21 protein-coding genes and 2 pseudogenes are annotated in these 22358 nt (G+C 36.7%); 11 read left to right on the top strand and 12 right to left on the bottom strand.

Translation table 11 applies throughout. The features are described from left to right. Positions 1 to 87 precede the first annotated feature (87 nt). Together NON16_RS02220 and NON16_RS02225 are read left to right on the top strand one after the other, a co-directional pair. A complete protein-coding gene (locus NON16_RS02220; protein WP_257346731.1) occupies positions 88 to 1605 on the top strand; it encodes a bifunctional metallophosphatase/5'-nucleotidase in 1518 nt (505 codons plus the stop codon). A 102-nt stretch (positions 1606 to 1707) separates the two neighbouring features. Further along, positions 1708 to 2076, top strand: coding sequence for a YidH family protein (locus NON16_RS02225; protein WP_257346733.1), 369 nt, complete (start codon positions 1708 to 1710; stop codon positions 2074 to 2076). 530 nt (positions 2077 to 2606) lie between these two features. Here NON16_RS02225 and NON16_RS02230 read toward each other — a convergent pair. Together NON16_RS02230 and NON16_RS02235 are read right to left on the bottom strand one after the other, a co-directional pair. Beyond that, entirely contained in the window at positions 2607 to 2864 is a 258-nt protein-coding gene (locus tag NON16_RS02230; protein ID WP_257346736.1) for a YciI family protein, read from the bottom strand. 2 nt (positions 2865 to 2866) lie between these two features. Further along, positions 2867 to 4302 (bottom strand): annotated as a pseudogene (locus tag NON16_RS02235) (aldehyde dehydrogenase family protein). 509 nt (positions 4303 to 4811) lie between these two features. On the opposite strand from NON16_RS02235, the gene NON16_RS02240 reads away from it, so the two are divergent. From NON16_RS02240 to NON16_RS02280, 9 genes are all read left to right on the top strand, one after another. Then, on the top strand, positions 4812 to 6401 hold the full coding sequence (locus NON16_RS02240; RefSeq protein ID WP_257346738.1) for a BCCT family transporter: 1590 nt from the start codon (positions 4812 to 4814) through the stop codon (positions 6399 to 6401). Positions 6402 to 6490: 89 nt separating this feature from the next. Then, entirely contained in the window at positions 6491 to 7216 is a 726-nt protein-coding gene (locus NON16_RS02245) for a GntR family transcriptional regulator (protein WP_257346739.1), read from the top strand. A gap of 15 nt (positions 7217 to 7231) precedes the next feature. Next, positions 7232 to 8377 (top strand): LLM class flavin-dependent oxidoreductase, encoded by a 1146-nt coding sequence (locus NON16_RS02250; RefSeq protein WP_257346741.1) that lies wholly within the window; start codon positions 7232 to 7234, stop codon positions 8375 to 8377. Next, positions 8377 to 8955 carry an amino acid synthesis family protein gene (locus NON16_RS02255; protein WP_257346743.1) on the top strand — a complete coding sequence of 193 codons (579 nt, stop codon included), beginning with the start codon at positions 8377 to 8379 and terminating at the stop codon, positions 8953 to 8955. The genes NON16_RS02250 and NON16_RS02255 overlap by 1 nt, the downstream gene beginning before the upstream one ends. Further along, a complete protein-coding gene (locus NON16_RS02260; RefSeq protein WP_257346745.1) occupies positions 8955 to 9761 on the top strand; it encodes an alpha/beta fold hydrolase in 807 nt (268 codons plus the stop codon). Before NON16_RS02255 ends, NON16_RS02260 begins: the two co-directional genes overlap by 1 nt. 12 nt (positions 9762 to 9773) lie before the next feature. Continuing rightward, positions 9774 to 11273 (top strand): aldehyde dehydrogenase, encoded by a 1500-nt coding sequence (locus NON16_RS02265; RefSeq protein ID WP_257346747.1) that lies wholly within the window; start codon positions 9774 to 9776, stop codon positions 11271 to 11273. 52 nt (positions 11274 to 11325) lie between these two features. Beyond that, on the top strand, positions 11326 to 11880 hold the full coding sequence (locus NON16_RS02270) for an NADPH-dependent FMN reductase (protein ID WP_257346749.1): 555 nt from the start codon (positions 11326 to 11328) through the stop codon (positions 11878 to 11880). Between the two features lie 51 nt (positions 11881 to 11931). After that, a complete protein-coding gene (locus tag NON16_RS02275) occupies positions 11932 to 12213 on the top strand; it encodes a hypothetical protein (RefSeq protein WP_257346751.1) in 282 nt (93 codons plus the stop codon). Between the two features lie 66 nt (positions 12214 to 12279). Next, positions 12280 to 12657, top strand: coding sequence for a VOC family protein (locus NON16_RS02280; protein WP_257346753.1), 378 nt, complete (start codon positions 12280 to 12282; stop codon positions 12655 to 12657). An 81-nt stretch (positions 12658 to 12738) separates the two neighbouring features. Here the strand turns inward: NON16_RS02280 and NON16_RS02285 are convergent. From NON16_RS02285 to NON16_RS02330, 10 genes and pseudogenes are all read right to left on the bottom strand, one after another. Beyond that, a pseudogene (locus NON16_RS02285) lies at positions 12739 to 12936 on the bottom strand (HAD family hydrolase); the annotation flags it as partial. Positions 12937 to 13253: 317 nt separating this feature from the next. Continuing rightward, complete coding sequence (locus tag NON16_RS02290) at positions 13254 to 13526, bottom strand: NUDIX hydrolase (protein WP_257346755.1); 273 nt, start codon at positions 13524 to 13526, stop codon at positions 13254 to 13256. Positions 13527 to 13629: 103 nt separating this feature from the next. Beyond that, the gene (gene cntE, locus NON16_RS02295; RefSeq protein ID WP_257346757.1) at positions 13630 to 14814 is read right to left on the bottom strand and encodes a staphylopine family metallophore export MFS transporter CntE; all 1185 of its coding nucleotides are present in this window, start codon (positions 14812 to 14814) and stop codon (positions 13630 to 13632) included. A gap of 141 nt (positions 14815 to 14955) precedes the next feature. Next, positions 14956 to 15702 carry an ABC transporter ATP-binding protein gene (locus NON16_RS02300; RefSeq protein WP_257346759.1) on the bottom strand — a complete coding sequence of 249 codons (747 nt, stop codon included), beginning with the start codon at positions 15700 to 15702 and terminating at the stop codon, positions 14956 to 14958. Beyond that, positions 15689 to 16522 carry a staphylopine uptake ABC transporter ATP-binding protein CntD gene (gene cntD, locus NON16_RS02305; RefSeq protein WP_257346761.1) on the bottom strand — a complete coding sequence of 278 codons (834 nt, stop codon included), beginning with the start codon at positions 16520 to 16522 and terminating at the stop codon, positions 15689 to 15691. Before cntD ends, NON16_RS02300 begins: the two co-directional genes overlap by 14 nt. Then, positions 16522 to 17418, bottom strand: a complete 897-nt coding sequence (gene cntC / locus NON16_RS02310; RefSeq protein ID WP_257346763.1) for a staphylopine uptake ABC transporter permease subunit CntC — start codon at positions 17416 to 17418, stop codon at positions 16522 to 16524. The genes cntD and cntC overlap by 1 nt, the downstream gene beginning before the upstream one ends. Next, on the bottom strand, positions 17419 to 18351 hold the full coding sequence (gene opp1B, locus NON16_RS02315; protein ID WP_257346765.1) for a nickel/cobalt ABC transporter permease: 933 nt from the start codon (positions 18349 to 18351) through the stop codon (positions 17419 to 17421). It abuts the gene before it with no gap. Positions 18352 to 18441: 90 nt separating this feature from the next. Further along, on the bottom strand, positions 18442 to 20067 hold the full coding sequence (gene cntA / locus NON16_RS02320; RefSeq protein WP_257346766.1) for a staphylopine-dependent metal ABC transporter substrate-binding lipoprotein: 1626 nt from the start codon (positions 20065 to 20067) through the stop codon (positions 18442 to 18444). A gap of 125 nt (positions 20068 to 20192) precedes the next feature. Next, on the bottom strand, positions 20193 to 21527 hold the full coding sequence (locus NON16_RS02325) for an opine metallophore biosynthesis dehydrogenase (RefSeq protein ID WP_257346768.1): 1335 nt from the start codon (positions 21525 to 21527) through the stop codon (positions 20193 to 20195). Between the two features lie 30 nt (positions 21528 to 21557). Continuing rightward, positions 21558 to 22352, bottom strand: a complete 795-nt coding sequence (locus tag NON16_RS02330; RefSeq protein WP_372508732.1) for a nicotianamine synthase family protein — start codon at positions 22350 to 22352, stop codon at positions 21558 to 21560. Between the last annotated feature and the right edge of the window lie 6 nt (positions 22353 to 22358).

The raw sequence follows: 22358 nt of genomic DNA on the forward strand, positions 1-22358 counted from the left end.
TGCAGATAATTTTAATATTCCATCGACTGTAAATGGCCATTCATTCTTGAACTTTTAAAATGAATATTACTAGATAGGAGAGAGTATATGTCAAATACTACTGAATTAACGATTGTATATACCAACGATTTTCATGCTCAAGACAAACCAGTTCGAGCGACATGGATTGAAGGCTCACCGATGATGGGTGGGGCTGCTTATATGGCCACATATATCAAGAAAATCCGAAATACAGAGCCGAATGTTCTCGTGCTGGATGCGGGTGACATCGTTACCGGACCGCCTATCAGCCTGTTAACAAATGGAGAAGCACCCGTTGATTTATTTAACACCATCTGTTTTGATGCTTCATGCATCGGCAACCATGAATTTGATCACGGTGTGCAAAATGCGAGAAAGCTAGTGGCACAAGCACAGTTTCCTTTTTTGTCTGGGAGTATTTTCTATAAAGGAACCAATATATTGTTCGCTAAACCTTATGAAATTCTTGAAAAGGGCGGTCTGAAAATCGGTATTATCGGCATTCATGGAAAAAAAGCCGGTTATGAAACGATACAAGTCGACCTTGTTAAGGATCTTGAATTTCGTGAGCAAGAAGCTCTTTTACAAGAGTACGTAAATCTTCTCCGTCCACATGTTGATTTAATAATTGTCCTTGCGCACCAAGGAGTTCCTGCGGAGCAATCGACGACAGATAGGGAAGTTGTTGTAGAAGACGATTTTGAAGAAGATGTACGCATGTGTAACAATGTGAAAGGCATTGACCTAATGATTACAGGACATGCTCACAAATCAATCCCTAAGCCTTACGTGGTAAAAGAATCAGGGACGCTGCTTTGTTCAACTCGAGGATTAGGAACATTTGTAGGTTATTTAAAGTTGAGTATGGACAAAGAAAAGAAAAAAATAGTTTCATATAACGGGCACCTTGAACCCATTTATGCTGATCAGATTGAACCTGATTCAGCTGTTGCGGCTCGGGTACAATACTGGGATGATCGTTTAAACGAATTAATTAAAGAAAAAATTGGCTGCACAGATCGAAACTTGACGCGTAATTACTTTGGTGAATCGTTACTAGGGAATATCGTAACAGACGCTATTCGTGATTACACGAATGTCGACGTAGCGTTTACAAATCCAGGTGGTTTACGTTCAGATATTGATGCAGGTGATATTACGGTTGGGGATTTTATCAATGTCATGCCTTTCAATAACAATATCCTAGTGATGGAGATGACAGGCCGTCATTTAAAAGAATTGCTTGAGCAAAGTGCAGGGATGAATGTTGCCGGGGTTCTTGAAAAATCGGGAATTCAGTTAAGGGTCGATTCTTCTTTACCTTTGGGACAACAAGTCGTGGAAGCGCTCATTAACGGGGAGCTATTGCAAGTGGATAAAGTTTATACAATTGCCGCCGATGATTTTACAGGAAAAGGCGGGGACGGGTTTAAGGCGTTCTTAAAAGCCACCAATATTCGTGACACCTCTTTAATTATGCGGGATCTTGTCATTGAATATATTCGTAAATTTGGAGATATAGAGGCTTGTTTTGATGGGCGTGTTACAGTTGAAAATTTTGAATTAAGTGCGGGAGCTTTATAAGGATAAAGGTAGCATCTTTAAATTTCGGGGCTGTAAGTCCGTATTTGGACAAATGACTCTAAATCAGCAATTGTTACCTTTCCCCATAGGAGGGAAGTTTGTATGGAAAAGACAAGAGTGCAACACTATAATCAACTTCAATATGCCCAACAGCATCTTGCAAACGAGCGAACCTATTTGGCGTGGATTCGGACTGCGATCGCAATCATTGGAATCGGGTTGTTAACCTTACATTTCTTTTTCGGTAACTTGAATTACCCATTCGCAAATATTTTGGTCCTGGTGATTGGAATCTCAACGGCAGTCTTTGGCGTTGCCATCACCCTTATCGCTACATTGAGTTACCTTCAAAAGAAAAAACAAATCGAAAGTCAGATCTTTTATTCTTCTCATATTCCAATGTACTTCGTGTCCCTAATGTTGACCCTTACCGGAGTGTTTGCATTGTTTATTTCCCTTTTGACTTTATGAAGCTTCACAAGTGTGTTTTTGTATTTAAAATACAGAAGAATTTCCCAGTAGTTATTCGGTATCCTCTTGAAATGTAGTGTCATGTATCTCAGGGTAGGTAGAGAGATAAAACGTTAAAGAATTCGAGATTGGTACGTTGCGTGTCGGTACATTTTTAAGTGTTACGCAAAACTTGTTACCGGAAATCATGAAAAGATTTAACAGCAACTTCTGGAATTGAGTTAAAGCTACATAAGGCGACTATGATGAAATTAAAAACTACTTTCTCAAGGGGTTACTGTCCTCATTAGGGGTTCTTACCAATTGGTTTCTATTGTTCCCGTGGCATCTATCCCTGGAATAAACGGTGGTTCATGGTAACTTCAGTACCGAGCCTTTATATAGGTGAAATTAATATTTATCGCATCAGTACGAATTAGTACCTTTAATGGTCGGAGCCTTGGACTTTCATTTTTCTGAGATCCCAATACACTGGACTGCCTAATTTTATATCAACAACGTAATCATAATCTTATTTTTATCCATTAACTTTATATGGCTCTCCATTCCTTAAGTTCAAGCCGGCGTGATCTCTCAAAAACATGTGGATCTTTTTCCGCTAAGAAACGTGCTTCTTCAAACGTATCGGCAATATATACAACAAGTCCACCTGAACCGTCTAAAAATGGCCCTCTTGCAAATATTTTCCCTTGGTTATCAAGAGCATCTAAATATTCAATATGAAACGGTAATGTTTCTTTATTTTTTTCAGGATCAACCATGTGTAAAAGTGCTGCATAGTAGGCCATATTTAATACCTCCTAATTACGGTCCAAACAACAAGCTTTAATTCGGTCATTTCTTCTACAGCGTACTTTAACCCTTCACGACCCGTTCCACTTTCCTTCACACCGCCATACGGCATATGATCAACACGAAAGGTTGGGATGTTATTAATCATGACTCCACCAACACATAAGTTATCGGCTGCATCTAAGGCGGTATGTACATTATTGGTGTAAATGCCTGTTTGTAGACCATAGCGGGAATCATTCACTTGGCAATCGCTTCATCTACTGAGTTCACCTTATTCACTAAGACAATAGGGGCAAAGACTTCTTGGCAAGAGATTTTCAATTTTGAATCCGCTTCCAAAATAATCGTGGGGTGAAGGATATTTCCATCGGCTATTCCACCCGTCACTATTTTTGCTCCGGAATTTTTAGCTTCATCAATCCAATTCAAGGAACGTTTGATGTCTGCAGGTGTGATTAATGCAGATACATCCGTTTTTTGATCAAGTGGATCACCTAAAATTAGCTTTTTAGTTTCTGACACAAATTTTTCAATAAACCTATCGTATAATTCTTCATGAATACACACGCGTTGTAAGGAAATACAAACTTGCCCCTGAAATAAAAAGGCCCTTTTACACACCGGGAAACAATTTTATCAAGATCAACACCTTTGTCGATGATGGCCGCTGCATTTGAACCAAGCTCTAAAGTCACCCGTTTCAAGTTAGCTTTATTCCGGATACCAAGTCCGACTTCCAGACTTCCCGTAAAGGTAATCATGTTCACTCTGTCATCAGTCACAATTTTATCCTCAATAATTCTTCCACTTCCTGTAATAACATTTAGTGCTCCTTCTGGTAATCCGGCTTCTTGAAGAAGTTCCGCAATGAAAAAGGAGGATAATGGCGTTTGGGACGCGGGTTTTAGCACGATCGTGTTCCCACTTTCAATGGCCGGACCAGACCCACTTTGTGAGCAACTAGGTTCATAGGGAAGTTAAAAGGTGTAATAGCTCCTATGACACCTATTGGCTCACGGACTGTGTATGCAAGTCTGTTTTCTCCATCCTTAGCAGCATCCAACGGCAATGTTTCACCATGAATTCTTTTCGCTTCATCTGCAAAAAATTTATACGTTTCAATTGTTCGGGCTACTTCTCCTATTGCGGTTTGAATCGGCTTGGACACTTCCAAAGCAATAATTTTTGCGGCTTCTTCTGTCCACTCTTTAAGTAAATGAACTATTGTTTCTAAAATTTTGGCACGTTGATGCGCCGGCATTTTCGCCTTCACTTTCCGAGCTCTATATGCTGCGTCAATTGCCTGATCGGTTTCTTGTTGGACGAAATTTCACCTGAGTAAGGGGCGTATAACGGGATATAATCCTTTGCACTCATCCATTCACCGTTAATGAGCAAGGGTTTACGTGTGATGGCTTTAACAGAGGTCATTTTTTCCCAGTCCTTTTCTTAAAAAAAGATGTTATCAAGCCTTTCCTTTTAAGTTTCGAGTACTAAAAGATTAATTTGGTATGTTACATGTAACATGTAACATGTTAGATTATTACCAAAGTATATCATTCTTTTTAAATTATCAATAAATTTTGTAAATTTAGAATAGGTTATTTTTCTAAGAATGAAAATTAGAATTAATGCAAATAGTGGATTGTATTTTTTATAAAAAGCGAATTACTCAATTCTTCTTTGATCGAACTAGACAACTATTCCACGTTTAATTAAAAGAATATATTGACAATTCCGAAAATGTGATTTACCTTATTGATATTCAACTAGTATGTTACATGCAAGATAACTTGTTTACTCCATAAAAGATATTCAACCTAGTGGCAGTTGAATAAAAAAGAGAGGAGTAGGATTCTTTCAGCATTTTTTTTAAGAAAATTTTATTGAAAGCGTTATCAAGTATTCGGAATTGTAAAAATTTTAGGGAGGAAGGATTAATGAATGATTGGCAGTCTTTGAAAACAAAAATAGATTGGCCTGTTTTTATTTTAAGTGGGGGCATATTTGGTTTATTTGTTTTGTTGTCATTGTTTAAAGTAGAGATGGTGACAAACTATGTTAATTTAGGATTTGACTTATCTATTAGATACTTTGGAGCCTATTGGCAGTTACTTTTAATTGCCACATTTATTGTAGGTGTAGGTATTTCTTTATCTCGATATGGGAAAGCGCGACTTGGAAATATGGATAAGCCAGAGATGGGATTTTTTAAATGGACGGCTATTATTGTGACTGCTGGGTTAGGTGCAGGGGGCGTCTTTTGGGCTGCAGCAGAGCCAATGTATTATTTTTTAGATGCTCCTCCGATGCATCCGGGAATAGAAGGTGGAACTCAGGCAGCAATTAAACCAGCACTAGCCCAAAGTTATATGTCATGGGGTTTTATAGCATGGGCCGTTTATGGAGCAATTAGTACGATTGTTATTATGTACGCCCATTATAATAAGGGAATGCCATTGAAACCTAGAATTTTGTTATATCCTATATTTGGTAAAAAGATTTATCATAGTGTTTGGGGAACAATAACGGATGTTCTTTGTATTGTTGGGGCAGTAGCAGGGACAATTGGCCCGATCGGCTTTCTTGGTTTACAAGTAAGTTATGGGGTTCATGCGGTATTTGGGTGGCCAGATACATTTAGTACTCAAGTCATTATCATTGTAGCTCTTACAGGTGTTGTTTTATTTTCAACCTTAACTGGTATTGATAAGGGGATTCAATGGCTAAGCAGATTGAATATTAATATCGCTATTGCAGTTGCCATTTTTTTATTGTTATTTGGCCCTGGAAAATTTATTATTGATTCGTTTATTTCATCTGCAGGATTTTATTTAAATGAGTTTATACCCATTAGCACTTACCGTGGGGATCAAGAATGGTTAGGTTCATGGATGCTATTTTTCTTTGGTTGGTTTATAGGTTTCGGACCTTTAGTTGCTTTGTTTGTAGCTAGAATTTCTAGAGGCCGGAGTATTAGGGAAGTTTTTCTTATGGTATCCGTTATTGCATCTTTAATAACGAATTTTTGGTTTACGGTCTTAGGTGGTACAGGTATTTTTTATGAATTAAAAAAGCCTGGTTCAGTTAGTGAACCCTTATCTGATAATGGATTACCCGCTGCAATTATCTCTATTGCCCAACAAATGCCGTTAGGTTCAATAATGCCAACTGTTTTTCTTGTGTTAACTGTTATCTTTGTGGTTACAACGGTTGACTCAATGTCTTATTCGGTTTCAATGAGCGTGACAGGGGTTGGGGATCCCCCGAAAATTGTTCGTGTATTCTGGGCAGTAATGATGTCTATCATTGCTGTTATTTTAATTAAGGTCGGTGAGGGTGGAATTGGTGCGTTACAGTCATTTGTAGTTATAGCTGCTGTTCCAGTTTCGCTTATTATGCTGCCGATATTATGGACTGCCCCTAAAATTGCTAAAAAATTAGGAACCGAACAGGGTATCACGGAGGAAAAGGTGTATCGTGGAAAATCAATGGAATTTGATTATCAGGATTCAGAAATAAATAAATAGGTTTACTATTTAAAATATTTAAACAACTAATTGACATCATAAATCGTATAGCCTATTATGTAACTATAATCTTGTATGTAACATGTTACATGTTAGAAACTGCTATTGAGGTTTTAATAAGGGAGGGATTTTCCATTTCAACTATCTTAACAACAAGTATTACAACCCAAGTGACAAATGCAATTCGAGAAGCAATCGTGACGGGTGAATACGAGCCAGGAGTAAAGTTATCAGAGTATTCTCTATCTGAGTATTACAAAGTTAGTCGAACACCTATTAGAGAAGCATTAAAGCAGTTAGAGAGGGAGGGATTAGTTGAAATTATTCCACGTGTAGGCACATGCGTAACGACACTAACAGAATTAGAGTTAACCGAGTTATTTACTGTAAAAGAGACAATGGAAGGCCTAGCTGCGGGGTTATTAGCAGAGAGAAAAAATGCAAAGGAGATTAATGAAGTTAAAAAGGCAGTAGCTACTATGGAAAAAGCCATTCAAACATCGGATCATAAGCTTTATGTAGAAGCGAACAATGTGTTCCATACAGCTATTCATGAAGGGGCTAATAATTCTAAATTAAGTTATTTACTTAATTTACTTCTTAATCAAATGCCTTATAGTCGTTATGTTTATCTCAGTATTGATATGCCAAACCGAATTGAAAAATCTCTTGAAGAGCATAAGGCTATTTTAGCAGCTATTTTAAAAGGTGATAAATATGAAGCTGAAAGAGCCATGCGCGAACATGTGAGAGCAAGTGGAGAGCAATTAAAATTAGGTATTGCTGAAAAAATCATTAAAAATACGGATAAATAGGGAGGAATGATAGTTGTGAAATTTGGAATTTTTGCAAACCTATCGGGACCAGGACGTCATGATGAATATGATAAGGTTCTGGATGAAGCTCGTGAACAAGCAATTTATTGTGATGAAACCGGATATAATTCCATTTGGTATACCGAACACCACTTTGGCCATGAAGGAAATGAATTGATTTCCAATCCGATTTTAATGGGAGCAGACATTGCTGCACATACAAAGAGAATTCGCATTGGGCAAGCTGCAAACGTTATCACTTTCTGGCATCCTCTTAGATTAGCAGAAGACCTTGCTATGCTTGATCAATTAAGTAAAGGAAGGGTTGAAGTCGGTTTAGCTCGTGGATTATATGGAAGGGAGGCAGCCAACTTAAATACGCTTGCCGATCCACAAAACCAAGAACAGAACCGTGCATTGTTTGAAGAAACGATCGAAGTGTTAAAGGAGGCTTGGTCTGATCGTTTCTTTTCACACCAAGGCGATATTTACCAATTTCCACCAAAAGGGTTGAAGTGGAGTCATCCAATGAGTCCAGCTTCTTCAGAATTCATGGATATGGAAAAGGCTGAAATTAATAAAATTTCCCTAATGCCTAGGCCGTGCCAAAAACCGCACCCACCTTTATGGCAAGTTATAGATTCCCCACGATCAATTAAATTAGCTGCAGAAAACAATATAAAAGGTATTTTCTGGATGCCGACGGTTAAAGAGCTAAAAGGACGTTTTGAATTGTATCGCGAAACAGCTTCAAAAGTGCGAGGATACGAAGTTCCACTTGGTGAAGGAATTGCCTTAGTTCGCGATGTCTATGTAGCTGAAACGATGGAGCAAGCCCGTCAAGATGCAGCTGAAGCTGTGTTGAACAACTACCGATGGGTCTGTCATTGGAGAGGACTTGGCAATTTGATGGATCCGGGTGAACAAGTACAACCAGGACAAGAATTGGATTACTCGTTTTTACATCCAAGAAACTTATTGTTCGGAACACCTGAATATGTAACAGAAAAGATTCAAGAATTAAAAGAAGAATTAAACGTCCAGGAATTGTTACTTTGGGTCAATCACAATGGGTTACCACATGACAAAATGATGAACAGCTTAAAATTATTTACTGAAGAAGTAATGCCAAAATTTAAAGAACAAGAGGTAATGGTGTAATGTTAGAAATCCGTAAAGTATATACCGCAGTTGAAGAAACACGTATTGAAGGTGGAAAAAAAGTAGAACAACCCATTAAAATGATTGCAGCTATGATTGTTATCAAGAACCCTTGGACTAATAAGGGCTTTGTCGAGGATTTAAGACCGGAAATTAATGAATATGCACCAGAAATTGGAGAGACTTTAGTGAATGAGTTGTTTAAACACATTGCATCATCAGATGATGTTGAAGCATTTGGTAAAGCTGCAGTTGTAGGCGTTGATGGTGAAATAGAGCATGCATCCGCATTTATCCATACATTGAAATTCGGAAACAAGTACCGTGATGCTGTAAAGGCAAAAAGCATTTTAAGTTTTACGAATAAACGTGGTGGACCGGGATCATCGGTGACCATTCCTATGGTTCATAAGACAGATGAATCACAGCGTTCTCATTATATTACATTTGAAGCCAATATTCCAGATGCACCAAGGGCTGATGAAATTGTTGTTGCTTTAGGAGCTGCTACGGGAGGACGTCCTCATCCTAGAACAGGCAACCGTCACCAAGATATGGTTGAAATGGGGCTTGTCTAATGCCAATTGCATTGTATAGTCAGGGTGACATACGTTATGAAGAGAAGGGGAACGGTGAACCTCTCATTCTTATCCATGGTGTCGGCTTAGACCATACAATGTGGGAAAAGTACGTTGAAATGCTGTCAACACAATTCCGAGTAATTGTGTATGACACTCTTGGGCACGGAGGATCTGAGCATCCTCCAGGTCCTTATACACTTTCCCAATTTGTAGAGCAGTTAACTGCATTAATGGATTACTTACACATTAATAAAAGTCATATCGTTGGATTTTCTATGGGGGGAATGGTTGCTCAAGCCTTCGAATTAACATATACGGATAGGGTAAGTACCCTCACTATTATGAATGCCGTTGCCAACCGGACGGAAGAGCAACGAAATGCTGTATTAGCAAGAGTGGAAGAAGTGAAAAAAATAGGGCCAATCGCAACCATCGAACCTGCTATTCAACGCTGGTTTAGTCATCATTTTATCGTAAATCATGACGAAATTATTAATAATATTCGTACCCGACTTAAAACTAACAATCCTCCTTCATATTTAGCAGCCTATTCGTTGTTTGCAACAGCCGATAAAGAGTTATGGCCAAAACTTCACAATATTTTATCACCAACACTTATTATTACAGGGGAACATGATAGAGGCTCAAATCCTGAAATGGCGAAACAAATGAACGAGAAAATACGGTGTTCAGAGGTCGTCATTGTACCTAATATGAAGCACATGCTACCCGTAGAAGATGCAACAAATGTGAGTAAATTAATCCGGTTATTTATTGAAAAACAGACAGTACATTCAGAATAGAGGAGGGGAATTATGACGGAACTAGCCGCAACCAACTTAAAAAAATATAACATGTATGTAAATGGTGAATGGATTGAACCCTCAAATGGAGAATATTTTCAAAGCTACAATCCAGCAACAGGGGAGCCATGGTGTTATATAGCAAAAGGAACGGCTGAGGATGTAGATAAAGTTGTTCATGCCGCACATCGAGCGTTTTTAAATTCAGAATGGGCGAATATGACATTTACCGAGAGAGGGCGTCTTGTACGTAAACTTGGTGAACTAATTGCGGAGCGAGCTGAAGAACTTGCAGAATTTGAAACAAGAGATAATGGAAAATTGATCAGGGAAATGCGTGGACAGTTAAAGTACTTGCCAGAATTTTTTTATTACTATGCAGGTTTGGCAGATAAAATTCATGGAGAAACACTACCGATTGATAAAAGAGATATGTTTGTATTTACTTCGAAGGAACCGCTTGGTGTTGTAGCCGCCATTACTCCTTGGAATTCTCCACTTTACTTAACAACATTGAAGTTAGCACCTGCGTTAGTAGCAGGAAACACAATTGTGATTAAGCCTTCGGAAGTCACATCCGCTTCCCTTTTAGAACTTGTAAAGCTTGTTGAAGAAGCGGGTTTTCCACCAGGAGTTGTTAATGTAGTGACTGGATTTGGTCAACCCGTTGGCGATTCGTTAACCTCACATCCACTCGTTAGACGTGTTGCCTTTACAGGTGGTCCAGAAACTGCCCGTCATGTTGTTCGTAACTCTTCAGAAAACTTTGCGAAAGTGACACTCGAACTTGGAGGAAAATCACCTAATATTGTGTTTGATGATGCAGATCCAGCCAATGCCGCAATGGGAATTATCGCAGGTATATTTGGTGCATCTGGCCAAAGTTGTGTAGCGGGTTCAAGGGCATTTTTACATGTAGACATTTATGATAAGGTGATGCAAATCCTTGTTGATCGCGTTTCCCAGATAAAAATCGGTGATCCGCTTATGGATGAAACAGAGATGGGGCCATTAGCAACTAAAACACAGCTAGAACGTGTAGAAAAATATGTTGATCTGGGAATTAATGAGGGTGGAAAACTCATTACCGGTGGGAAAAAACCAGGAGGGTTTAAACAGGGCTGGTATTTCGAACCTACTATTTTTGAGCATACGAATAATAAATCTCGCATTACAAGAGAGGAAATTTTCGGGCCAGTATTAAGTGTCATTCCATTTAAAGAGGAAGAGGAAGTAATACAACTAGCAAATAGTACCGATTATGGTCTGGCGGTTGGGATTTGGTCCAAAGATGGAGCAAGAGCCCATCGTGTAGCGAAAGCAGTTCGTGCTGGAATTGTGTGGGTGAACACATACCGTAGTATATCACCTATTGCACCGATTGGTGGATCAGGACTTAGTGGTTTCGGAAGAGAAGGTGGATACGAAGCAATTAATGAGTATATGCAAAGCAAAGTAGTTTGGATAAATACATCCACTGAATCTATTCCTGACCCATTTATCATGAGGTAATCAAGGTTTAGTAAGGCTTTTTTTAGCATTTACTTTAGGGAGGGAATCGAATATGAAATTATTAGGGATATCAGGAACAATTGTTGGATCCAAAACAGGGGTTGTTATAAAAAAAATATTAGATGAAGTAAAGGCAAAATATCCAGACATCGATGTGGAGTTGCTTGATTTAAAAGATTACGAGATTCAGTTCTGTGATGGACGTGATCCATCAACTTATACTGGAGATACAAAAAGAGTAATAGATATTGTTTCTTCCGCAGATTTTTATGTTATTGGTACACCAGTATTTCAGGGATCAATCACTGGTACACTTAAAAACTTATTTGATTTAATTCCTTCAAACGTTTTTCGTAATAAGGTAATGGGGTTTGTTGCCACAGGTGGGACATATCAACATTACTTAATAATTGAAAATCAACTAAAACCAATTGCAGGTTATCTTCGTGCATTTGTTGCACCAGGATCTGTTTATGCTCATGATGATCACTTTACACCTCACTATGACATAATAGATAAAAACGTATTAGAACGTATAACGAATTTGAGTAATGAAATTGTGTTTATGCAAAAAGCGCTTAAAGAAAAAAATTTGAGTAATGCATAATTTCATTTTGCAATAACAACTACTCTACAATTATTGGTAAGGGGAATCAATATGAAGTACGATGTAGAAGAAGTGATTCATTTAAATGATTTATCATTTATTCGCTTATGCAATGAGAAATACGGAATTAATAAAGGTATATACAATACCATTGATTCTTGGTTTTATAAGCATGGAATAAAAAACATTTTAGATCGTCGAAGATATATATTGTCTTTTTTAGAATTTTTAATGAAAAGGTTAAAAACAAACACACGTATTAAGTTTGGACATGGCGGTTTATCAGTAAGGTTACAGGAGTATTTTTTTGAACAGGTACAGCAACCCGTTTAAATGCAATTTATATCTTTTAATGTGAATAATTTAAAAGAATATATTTGTCAGGAGTGTGAATGAGATATGATTACAAAGTTAGAACATGTAGGTGTTGTGGTTAGTGACATGGAAAAATCGCTTGCATTCTATCAAAATATAATAGGGCTCCAGTTACGCTTAAGAGAGGCTTTAAATGATAAAGTCGAACTTGCTTTTTTATCGTTTCCAGAGCAAGACAGTGTTGAGGTCGAATTGATTTGTGGAAAAAAAATGAATGAACAGGAAGGTAGAGTGAACCACCTGGCCTTTACCGTAGATCATTTGGAAGTTGAGCTTGAGAGACTAGTCAGTTTGGGTGTGAACCTGGTTGATGAGTCACCGCGCAGTATTTTAAATGATAAAGTGAAAATTGCCTTTTTTGAAGGTCCTGATGGAGAAAAATTAGAATTAGTCGAAAGGTAAAATGCGGTTATTCGTCTCAATATCATAAGTTTTCTTAGAATTGAGACGAGATTTCTTCTTTTTAAAATTACTTACTATAACTTATATTATGTAAACTAATATTAAGTAAGCTTTGAAAACATATGGTTTTATTTCGGTATCATTCTTGATCATATGAGGATTGGACCATATGCCCTTTATATTTGCATTTTGACAACCACCAATATCCTTTTCTATGTCATCTCCAACGAATAATGCGGCTTCCGGTTGCACATTAAGCTTATTTAATGCTAATTCAAAGCTAAATCAAATAGCATTGCTTTATAACCTCTCAAATAACTTCACAGCCTTTCTCACATTATATAAATAATCCCTAGTTCGCACCTTCAAACTAATTTGTAACAACTGAAAGTCTTTTTCATTCATAAAATAACCTTCTAACAACATCATATTGCTTTATTCAGTAGCACTTCCTTAATAAACTCTTCTGCTTGTTAGTATAATAACTTCCACAAAGAAAGCGTCAATACTTCTTGCACTGCACCCCAAATGTTAGACACTAACCTAACATTTGGGGTGCAGTGCATCTTGGATCAACGCCCCCGATTGTGGAGTAACTATATTTTTACTAATTCTTTAATATAGGGTTCTATGTAGCCTCGATATTCCTCCGTTAATCCTTCAGGCAAATAATCTAAATTAAAATACTTAACATCAATAGACTCAGTTTTATCAATATCAAAGTTTCCTTGTACATCAACACAAATGCCCTCTAGTACACTCTTGGTCAGAGTAACCAACTGGTTCTCCAATTCAGAGTGAAACCTAATAGGAAATGAATACCCCACTTCAACAAAATAAGGTAATTCTCCTACTGTTGGTAAAACCAAGTATGGTTACATCTCCATTAACAATGATCGCTTCTACACTTACCAAAGGGCTAAGAGGTCTGAGTGAATCCAAATTTGCTTCTTTTTTTATATGGTGCATTATTTAGGCTTTACCAACACATGTTTTTCGGGGATCATAAGCAAAGAATACCATCAACACACCTAAAATAGCACAAATCATGTACATAAATGAGTAGGAGAAAATATCAGCCATTGGCCCCATAATGACACTCCCTAGAGATACACCTAAATCCGCCATTGCAATAAACAAACCAAGTAAAACATTACGATTTGGCTGTGGCAAAACAAAAGATAAGTAGGTTGTTAATGTTGGATAAATAATGGCTTGCGCTATACCCATTAAAATGGCGGCAATATAGAAAAAGAGAGCGCCACCCGTTACTGCAAAGCTTACACTTTGTGCAGCCAGGGCCAGAATAAACATAGTTAGCATAATAAAGGACGAATGCCATTTCCCATCGGAAGGTATTTTTTTTCTTAAAGTAAAGCGGGCAAAAACAACAGTACCTGCTTGAAGCATAAGGTAAACTCCGGCATTTCCTTCCTGTAATTGCATAGCATAAAGAGGAATAAAAGTTGTGATGGCTCCAAACACAATAGAGGCCACTAACATTAAGACACTGCATTTAAACAAATGAGGATTTTTAACTAACTGGCTATAGGATTTAAGAGTATTAATTCCCTGACTATCTTTATTTGCAAGAGATTTACTCTCTCCTTTTTCCACTTTAGCACTATACCCAACAATGCCTGTAAAAAGGGCAATTGCTATCATTACTACTGTAAAATAATCCATATTTCCTTGCCAAATCCCTACTGCCAATAAAGGACCGATAATACCAGGTATATATGAAAATAAGGAATAAAGTGAAATCCCTTGAGAACGATCCTCTTCCGGTAAAGCATCTATAATGCCTATCTGCAATGCCATAGAAAAGAAAGCTGTACACACACCTTGTAACATTCGGGCAATTAAATAGCCCCCTAATCCAGTAAACGTATATAACAATAAGGCAAAACCATTGACAATTAAAATAAAATGCAACACCTTTATTGGTCCATGTTTCTGAATAACCTGGCCTGCCCATGGTCGAATGAACATAGTAGTAAAAAGATATGCACCCATGATAATGCCAATCGCTGTATTCGTGGCACCTAATGATTCTCCTTGTAATGGTATAATTACGTTTAAAATAGCATTCGCACTAAAATAGAGAAGAACCAATAGATATAAGCGTAGAAACGGCCAAGACAAAGCTCCGCTCACAATTTCCCCCTCCAATAAACCTGTATAATAGATATTTATACAGGCAAATATTTCTCTTGAGCTGTATTTTATTTTAGAAAGTTATTATATTTATTCGTAGTAAGCCATTAAAACGTTACAAACAGAAAACTACCCCCAAGATTAAAACGTAATTAATGACTGCAATAACTGCTTTGCATAATCTGACTGAACATTTTTCAATTGTTCTATTTCAACAATTTCTTCAATTTTACCATCTTTAAATATAATGACTCTGTCACAAATATAGGCAGCAGCCTGTATATCATGAGTGATAAAAATAAAACTCATGTTGTAAATATTCTTTAATTCTTTTAATAGATTAAGAACTTGAGTTTGAACAGATATATCCAGAGAACTAATGGCTTCATCTAATAAGAGACATGTTGGTTCCGCTGAAATGGCTCTTGCTATACCTACCCTTTGGGCCTCTCCCCCTGATAATTCATGTGGGTATTTGTTTCTGTAGGAAGGATTCAAACCAACTCGATATAGTAGTTGGTCAATTTTAGATTGATTTTCTTTTTTGTTCTTATTTTTAATGATTAACGGTTCCATAATTGCTTCTTCAACTGTAAAAAAAGGATTAATGGAAGATTTATAATCTTGGAAAACTGCGCTAATATTACCGAGTCTCACTTCTCTGTTTTCCACTTCCTTTCCATTAAATAAAATGCTTCCATGGTCAGGCTTTTCTATTCCTAACATCAAACGTCCTAACGTTGATTTTCCACTGCCACTTTCTCCTATAATCCCGAGACACACACCATTCTCGCATTCAAAACTTACATCTTTTAATACTTCTTGTCTTTCTGTAGAAAATAATCCGCCTTTTTTATAGGATTTTTTTACACCTTTAACTTTCAGCAACGATAGTCTCTCCTCTCATTAACTTCTTAAAATTTTCACTCAGGGCTAATCTAGTAGAGACTAAGTACTTGGTATATTTATGTTCGGGTTTTAAGAAAATGGCTTCAGTCGGTCCTCTTTCAACAATTTCTCCGTCTTTCATCACTAGAACTTCGTCCGCGATTTTTCTTACTACACCTAAATCATGAGAGATAAAGATCATAGAACACCCCATTTTTTTGCGTAATTGAATAAATTGCTCCACAACCTCAAATTGAGAAACAGTATCTAGGGCTGTTGTTGGTTCATCCGCAATAATAATGTCTGGTTCTAAGACAATCGCTAACGCAATCATAATTCGTTGTAGCATTCCTCCGGAAAGCTGATGAGGGTATTTATTCATTATTTCTATAGGGTTTTTTAACATAACACTTTCCATCGCAAGTTTCATTTTTTCTTCGATCTCATTTTTCTTCCAGTCGCAGTCGAAATGTTCAGCAAGTGTTTCTTTTAAGTGAACACCAATCACACAAGAAGGATCGAATGCACTCATCCCGTTTTGCAAAATCATGCAAAGTTTTCTTCCTCTTTTTCTTCTCATCTTTTTTTCGGAAAGGGTCGTTAAGTTCTCTCCTTTAAATAAAATCTCCCCTGATTGGCGAAGAGATGAACCATTCAGTCTCATGATTGATCTGCAAGTAATCGACTTGCCACTGCCACTTTCTCCTACAATGGCAAGGCAACTTGATCGCCTTAAATCGAACGAATTATTAGCAATAAGCACTTTGTCAGAATTTAAATCCCATACTCTTAGGTTTCTCACTTCCAGTATATTTTCCATTAATGAGCCACCTCTTTTTTCTGGATTTTGACGGTAGTAGTAGGTGATTTTTGTTGAGGCCTCTTTTTAGAGTTTAATAATTTTGGGTCCAAAGCAACTTGAAGTGCATCAGATAAAAAATTAAATGCCGATACGACAATAACAATGGCCAATCCAGGTGCTAACATTAATTCTGGTCTCGTAAACATAACTTCCCTTGCTTCATTTAACATCATCCCCCATTCAGCATTTGGAGCTTGAATTCCTAAACCCAGAAATGAAAACCCTGAAATTTGCAAAATCATCGATCCAATAGAACTGCTTGAAATAACCGCGATATCAGAAAATGTAACAGGAACTAGGTGTTTATAGATGATTTTCAGATCACTAATTCCAGATGCCTTGGAAAATTTGACATATTCTAATTCAGAATACTGCATAACGGACGTTCTAATTACTCGAGCAAACCATGCCCATTTCACCAAAATAAATGCAATCAAAATGTTCCCTAGACCCACTCCTAAAATACCTACAATCGCCAATGTCATAACGTATCCAGGAAAAGAAAGCATAATGTCACAAACCCTCATAATAAAAGCATCTACTTTTCCTCTAAAATATCCTGATAGAAACCCTAAAACTGCCCCAATCAAAACAGAAATAAACAAGGCAACTAAAACCCATAAGACGCTGGGACGAATTCCATATATTATTCTGGACAAAATACATCGACCTAGGTGATCATTCCCTAGTAGGTATTCCCACGATGACGATGCATATCGAAGACTCATATTTACTTGATTCGGGTCGTGTGGTGCAAAAAATGGCGCAAAAAGCCCAACAATAATCGTTACAACAATGACAGTTACAGATATCGTAGCTAACTTGTCTTTACTTAAATTTTTGAATATTCTCATTTAGAGATCATTCCTTATCTTAGGGTTCATCGCTGCATTTACAATGTCGGAGACCGTATTAAATAATACAAAGACTGCTGCTAAAATGAGAACGTATGCCTGGATGATGGGGAAATCTCTGCTTAAAATTGCTTTAACACTCAAACTCCCTAAGCCTGGCCATGCAAAAATGTTTTCTATAACTACTGTACTACCCAATATGATGGGAATAGCCATACCAAATATGGAAATGGCTACTTGTAATGAATTTCTCAAAATGTGTACGGTGATTTTCTTTTCTGGTAAGCCGCATGCCCTTCCATAGAGTACATAGTCTTCATTTAAATTGCTTATCATCGAAGTTCTAACATTTCGAAAATAAATGCCTGCATAACTTATCGTGATGACAATAACGGGTAGAATATAACTTTTATATGAATCCATTCCACTAGTTGGTAATAAATCGAATTTAACAGAGACATACCAGATCATAATGGACGCCAGCCAGTAAGACGGCATTGCAGTTAGAAAGAATGAAACCCCTCTTACCGATTTATCTACTATCTTTCCTTCCTTCAATGCGCAAATAACACCTAATAATATGGACATAACAATAATAACAACAGATGAAACGAACGTTAACTTGAATGTATTTAGAAAAGCTGGACCAATTAATGACCAAACAGGTTTTCCTGTCACGTATGAATCTCCAAAGTCCAACTGTAAGGAGGCAACAAGCCAATCAAAGTATCGTAGGATAAATGGTTGATCCATCCCCAACTCTTCTTTCGTTTGAGCAATTAATTCATCTGTTATTTTTGGAACACCTTGCGCTTGTAATACCACTTCGGCTGGATCTAAAGGAGAAAGATTAATTAAGACAAACGTCAAAAGCGAAATGATCAAAAGTAATGGGATGGATATGAACACTCTATTAATAATGTATCTTCCCATAAAAAGTCTCCTTTCATTTTAATATCAATACGAAACGATGTACTTTGTCATGAATAAAAAGGGGAGAGTCCCCTTTTTATTCATGTATTTCTATTCAAAGAACATTTGCTCAAATGGCAACTCAAATTGTGTTTGCTTAAAGGATATACCTTTTAAATTTTTTGGAGCAATGACAGTGATACTGCCATTTGAAATCGGAATAAAGACGGCTTCATCATGTACAATTTTTAAAATATCCGCATACAACGACTTTCTAGTTTCCTCATCAGTGGACACCATAACTTGTTCAATTTTCTTGTACAGTTCATCTGCTTTCGCAATGCCACTTGTCGTATGTAGATAAGAAACCTTAGAAGTAAAAGCAGCAATTGTACTTTGTGGATCATACGCTAGTCCCCAAGTTTGATTGAATAATAAATCATAATCACCCGTTGATCTTCTATTAGCGATTGAAGTTGACTCTTCACCGATAATTTCCAGCTGAATACCGATCCCTTTTAATGAAGCTTGGATAAATTCAGCCTGGGTTTTTTGCGAGGAAGAATTGCTGTCATAATAAAGTTTCATTGCTAATTTGTTACCGTCTTTCGTTCTAACTTCATCACCATCCTCTAATGTCCAGCCTGCTTCTTCTAAAATCTCTTTCGCTTTTTCTAAGTCGTATCCTCGTTTCTTCAAATCGACATCGGCATAATTGACGTTAGGTGAAAATAGTGTATAGGCTACTGTTTCAGTGCCACTTAAAATATCCTCGGTAATTGTTTTCCGATCAATCGAGTACCAAATGGCTTCTCGAACAGCTGTTTCACTAACAGGGTTATCAGATTTACTACTGTTTGCTACGATCATTTTTGTATTCATTGGTTCACTTCTAACAAGTTGGTAATCACCGGAATCAACTAATTGATTCATTGCTTCGACATCAAGACTATCTGTACCTCGATCATCCGTGAAAGCAAAGTTTACTTCTCCTTTTTTTAAGGCTAAAAAGGTCGTTTCCCCTGCTGGAAGAACTTTAGACGTAATTTTCTTGACTTTAGGAGAGCCACCCCAGTAATCTTCATTTGCTTCAAACGTTGCGTACTGGTCCGTTTTATGCTCCGTCAGAATATATGGTCCTGTACCATGAAATCCTTCAACCCCGGCTTTTGTTCCGCCATTCATAAAATCTTTAGGCGATATGAATACGTAGGGTCTTGTCATAGATAATTCAACCAATGTTGGATAATAAGTTTCTGACAGTACTAATTCAACTGTATACTCATCTACTACATTTACACTTTCTATTTTTGTGGATAGTTTAATCCATGAATGCTTTTCTGCATTGTTTTGTACAGCCTCAATGTTTTTTTTGACTGCTTCTGCGTTAAATGGTTCCCCATCATGGAATTTCACATCTTTTCTTAAATGGAACGTGTATACTCGTCCATCTTCTGAAATTTCCCAGGACTTAGCAAGTAAAGGCTTGATTCCATCTTCCGTATTTTCAACTAATGATTCATATACCATCCCTTGAGCTGGCATGGAACCTGTGTAAAAATGTGGATTCATATCATTAATGTCTTTGGCTGAAGCATAAACTATTTCTGCTTTCTGCTTGTTATCATTATCTTCCTTTTTCTCATTATCAGAGTTAGCCGAATTTGCAGAGCAAGCAACTAGAATAGATAAAACCCAAAAAACTAGTGCCGCTAATATAAATTTTTTACTAAACATGGTAGTCATCTCCCTTTAAGTCCTTCTCAATATGAATACAACTCATTTTTGTTGGATTTAATCTACACTCCAACCATATCTTAAAGATCCCCATAAATCATAATCATTACGATTTAAATGGTACACTAATCCATTACAGGTCCTATTCCATCCTCTTTGTTGCTATAACTTTTCCCTATTTCACCGCATATCATATTAAGATCTTCTTCAAAGCTTTGAACGACAAATGCGTGAGACAACAATTCGCCTCTACGAGATTGAGCAACTTTCTCAATTTTACTCTCATATGTTTTAATAAATTTATCTATTGTTGGACAATTCAACTCTAAATATTTTGCAATACCTTGTATAATTTTGATGCGATAATAGTCTTCCTTAGGCATTCTTGGGATATCAAGATACCCTTCTTTGTCGACAAACATTTTTCTAATCGAAACAGCAGAAAAATCAAAATATCTTCCATTCTCGTCTGGTTCTGAAAAAGGGTCAATTAACAAAGAGGTATAACGTATATATAGTAAATATTCTTGATGAATAGTCTCTAAATAATTGAAATTTTCTATATCATGACGCGATAAACTTTCTAATCTAACTGGGTAAGTATCATCTGTCATAAATTGAAGTAAGTTTATACTTTTTATATTCATTTTTTCTAAAATATTCATAATTTCTTTCCATTGGGATAACATATCACGAATTAAATATTGCGTAATTGGCCCCTCAGGATAAATCTTATAAACATAATTCTTTGTTTCTTTATCTCCAAATATTGTACTTAGTGAAAAATGATTCATAAACAACGGTGGATGGACATATAAAGAAATATTTCTGGTTTCCGCCTCAATTGGAGATGTCATAATTTCTAGATCGATTCCTAGTTGTTCATATACCTTACATAGTTTGTCAACATTTATAGATGGAAAGTGTGTCGATCCTATATAAATTTTTTTCTTGACTGCTGTTGTTAAAACATGATTAGATGGCCTATCTTGCATCCATCGTGTATCTCCATGATAGGTAGAAAAACTAATAATTTCCGCATTTAAATTAAGATTGTTCATAAAATTACTTATTAAGCTGTTTGAACCAAAAGTCGGAGAAATTAAAACAATACACTTTACTTGTTTTAAAAGCCTATCACTGAGCTGTTTTATTACCTCAATATAGGCATCCGTTGTGACAGAAAATATGATGGTGTCCCATTCACCCTCAATTGTTTCATACCCATTAAAAGCTTGATCAACGAAGCATTTACCTTCCATACTTCGATGCTTTTCATTTTGAACGCTTACACGTATTAGATGATTATATTGATTAAGCCCCTCAAAAAACGTTTCCGAACGCACAGACTCTCTGCCACCAATACCCACATAGCAATTAAAATGCTTTTTGATATTGACAGCTAGCTGGATTGATGTAGGACCGGTACCTAAAATTAAGGCTCGTTTAAAATCGCTCATAAAACCCTTCCTTTCTCACTAGCAAGTAAGCTATGCTTTTTTATACAATGCAATATCAAACACATCATCTGGCCGTATTATATTTTCAACCATCCTCCACTTTTCCCCATCCACCTCTCTCATAGGATAATTAAATATGGATTTCAGCTGATTACCATATCTCATAGCCACAACTACATTTTCATTTGTTAAAGGATATAATTGATCCAGTATGTCATATTTAGTTTCAACAGTTGAACTAAAAATAATATGGGTTAATTCGTTCGCATACTTCATATTTTCCACTGCTTTTTTTTCTAATCGGATATTTAAATCCCCACCCAATTTTTCTACAACGTTTCGTCCAAGTCTAATAGCCTCATCATCAATATCTATCCCAAAAACCTCTGCTCCCGTTCGCTTAGCAATTAATAAAGGTGTCATCGGAAATGAACCTGACCCCACTAATAATACCTTTGACTCTAAAGTAATTTGAAACTGGCCAAATTCCTTTTCAATACATGATTCTATATTCTTAAAATAATCAGTTCTCTCAGTAGTTCCGTTTAGCAGCTTCAATGCACGATATTTCTCCATAATAGCCACACAAAGTGCTGATTTCTTTCTTAAATCCTCGACTCGTTGATTAAAGTCACTAGATTCTTGTAGTTCTAGTTGTTCCCAAGCTTCATTATTCCTCTCGTTTATTATGAATTTTGAATAGTCATCTATTAATACCTCAAACTCCGAACAGTGATTGGTTGTATGGTCATATTTTGCTGCTAAATCTATAAACCTCACTAAAAATTGATTTAAATCTTCTTGAAAAGTATTGGTTTTTAACACATTCAC

Origin of the sequence: Pseudalkalibacillus decolorationis (assembly GCF_024609785.1) — a bacterium.
In the GTDB taxonomy this organism is placed as follows: domain Bacteria; phylum Bacillota; class Bacilli; order Bacillales; family Fictibacillaceae; genus Pseudalkalibacillus; species Pseudalkalibacillus decolorationis.

Excerpts from the sequence above, each read along its gene's own strand:
- NON16_RS02220 (WP_257346731.1), top strand. The coding sequence starts at position 88 with ATGTCAAATACTACTGAATTAACGATTGTATATACCAACGATTTTCAT.
- NON16_RS02225 (WP_257346733.1), top strand. The coding sequence starts at position 1,708 with ATGGAAAAGACAAGAGTGCAACACTATAATCAACTTCAATATGCCCAA.
- NON16_RS02230 (WP_257346736.1), bottom strand. The coding sequence starts at position 2,864 with ATGGCCTACTATGCAGCACTTTTACACATGGTTGATCCTGAAAAAAAT.
- NON16_RS02240 (WP_257346738.1), top strand. The coding sequence starts at position 4,812 with ATGAATGATTGGCAGTCTTTGAAAACAAAAATAGATTGGCCTGTTTTT.
- NON16_RS02245 (WP_257346739.1), top strand. The coding sequence starts at position 6,491 with ATGTTAGAAACTGCTATTGAGGTTTTAATAAGGGAGGGATTTTCCATT.
- NON16_RS02255 (WP_257346743.1), top strand. The coding sequence starts at position 8,377 with ATGTTAGAAATCCGTAAAGTATATACCGCAGTTGAAGAAACACGTATT.
- NON16_RS02260 (WP_257346745.1), top strand. The coding sequence starts at position 8,955 with ATGCCAATTGCATTGTATAGTCAGGGTGACATACGTTATGAAGAGAAG.
- NON16_RS02265 (WP_257346747.1), top strand. The coding sequence starts at position 9,774 with ATGACGGAACTAGCCGCAACCAACTTAAAAAAATATAACATGTATGTA.
- NON16_RS02270 (WP_257346749.1), top strand. The coding sequence starts at position 11,326 with ATGAAATTATTAGGGATATCAGGAACAATTGTTGGATCCAAAACAGGG.
- NON16_RS02275 (WP_257346751.1), top strand. The coding sequence starts at position 11,932 with ATGAAGTACGATGTAGAAGAAGTGATTCATTTAAATGATTTATCATTT.
- NON16_RS02280 (WP_257346753.1), top strand. The coding sequence starts at position 12,280 with ATGATTACAAAGTTAGAACATGTAGGTGTTGTGGTTAGTGACATGGAA.
- cntD (WP_257346761.1), bottom strand. The coding sequence starts at position 16,522 with ATGGAAAATATACTGGAAGTGAGAAACCTAAGAGTATGGGATTTAAAT.
- cntC (WP_257346763.1), bottom strand. The coding sequence starts at position 17,418 with ATGAGAATATTCAAAAATTTAAGTAAAGACAAGTTAGCTACGATATCT.
- opp1B (WP_257346765.1), bottom strand. The coding sequence starts at position 18,351 with ATGGGAAGATACATTATTAATAGAGTGTTCATATCCATCCCATTACTT.
- cntA (WP_257346766.1), bottom strand. The coding sequence starts at position 20,067 with ATGTTTAGTAAAAAATTTATATTAGCGGCACTAGTTTTTTGGGTTTTA.
- NON16_RS02325 (WP_257346768.1), bottom strand. The coding sequence starts at position 21,527 with ATGAGCGATTTTAAACGAGCCTTAATTTTAGGTACCGGTCCTACATCA.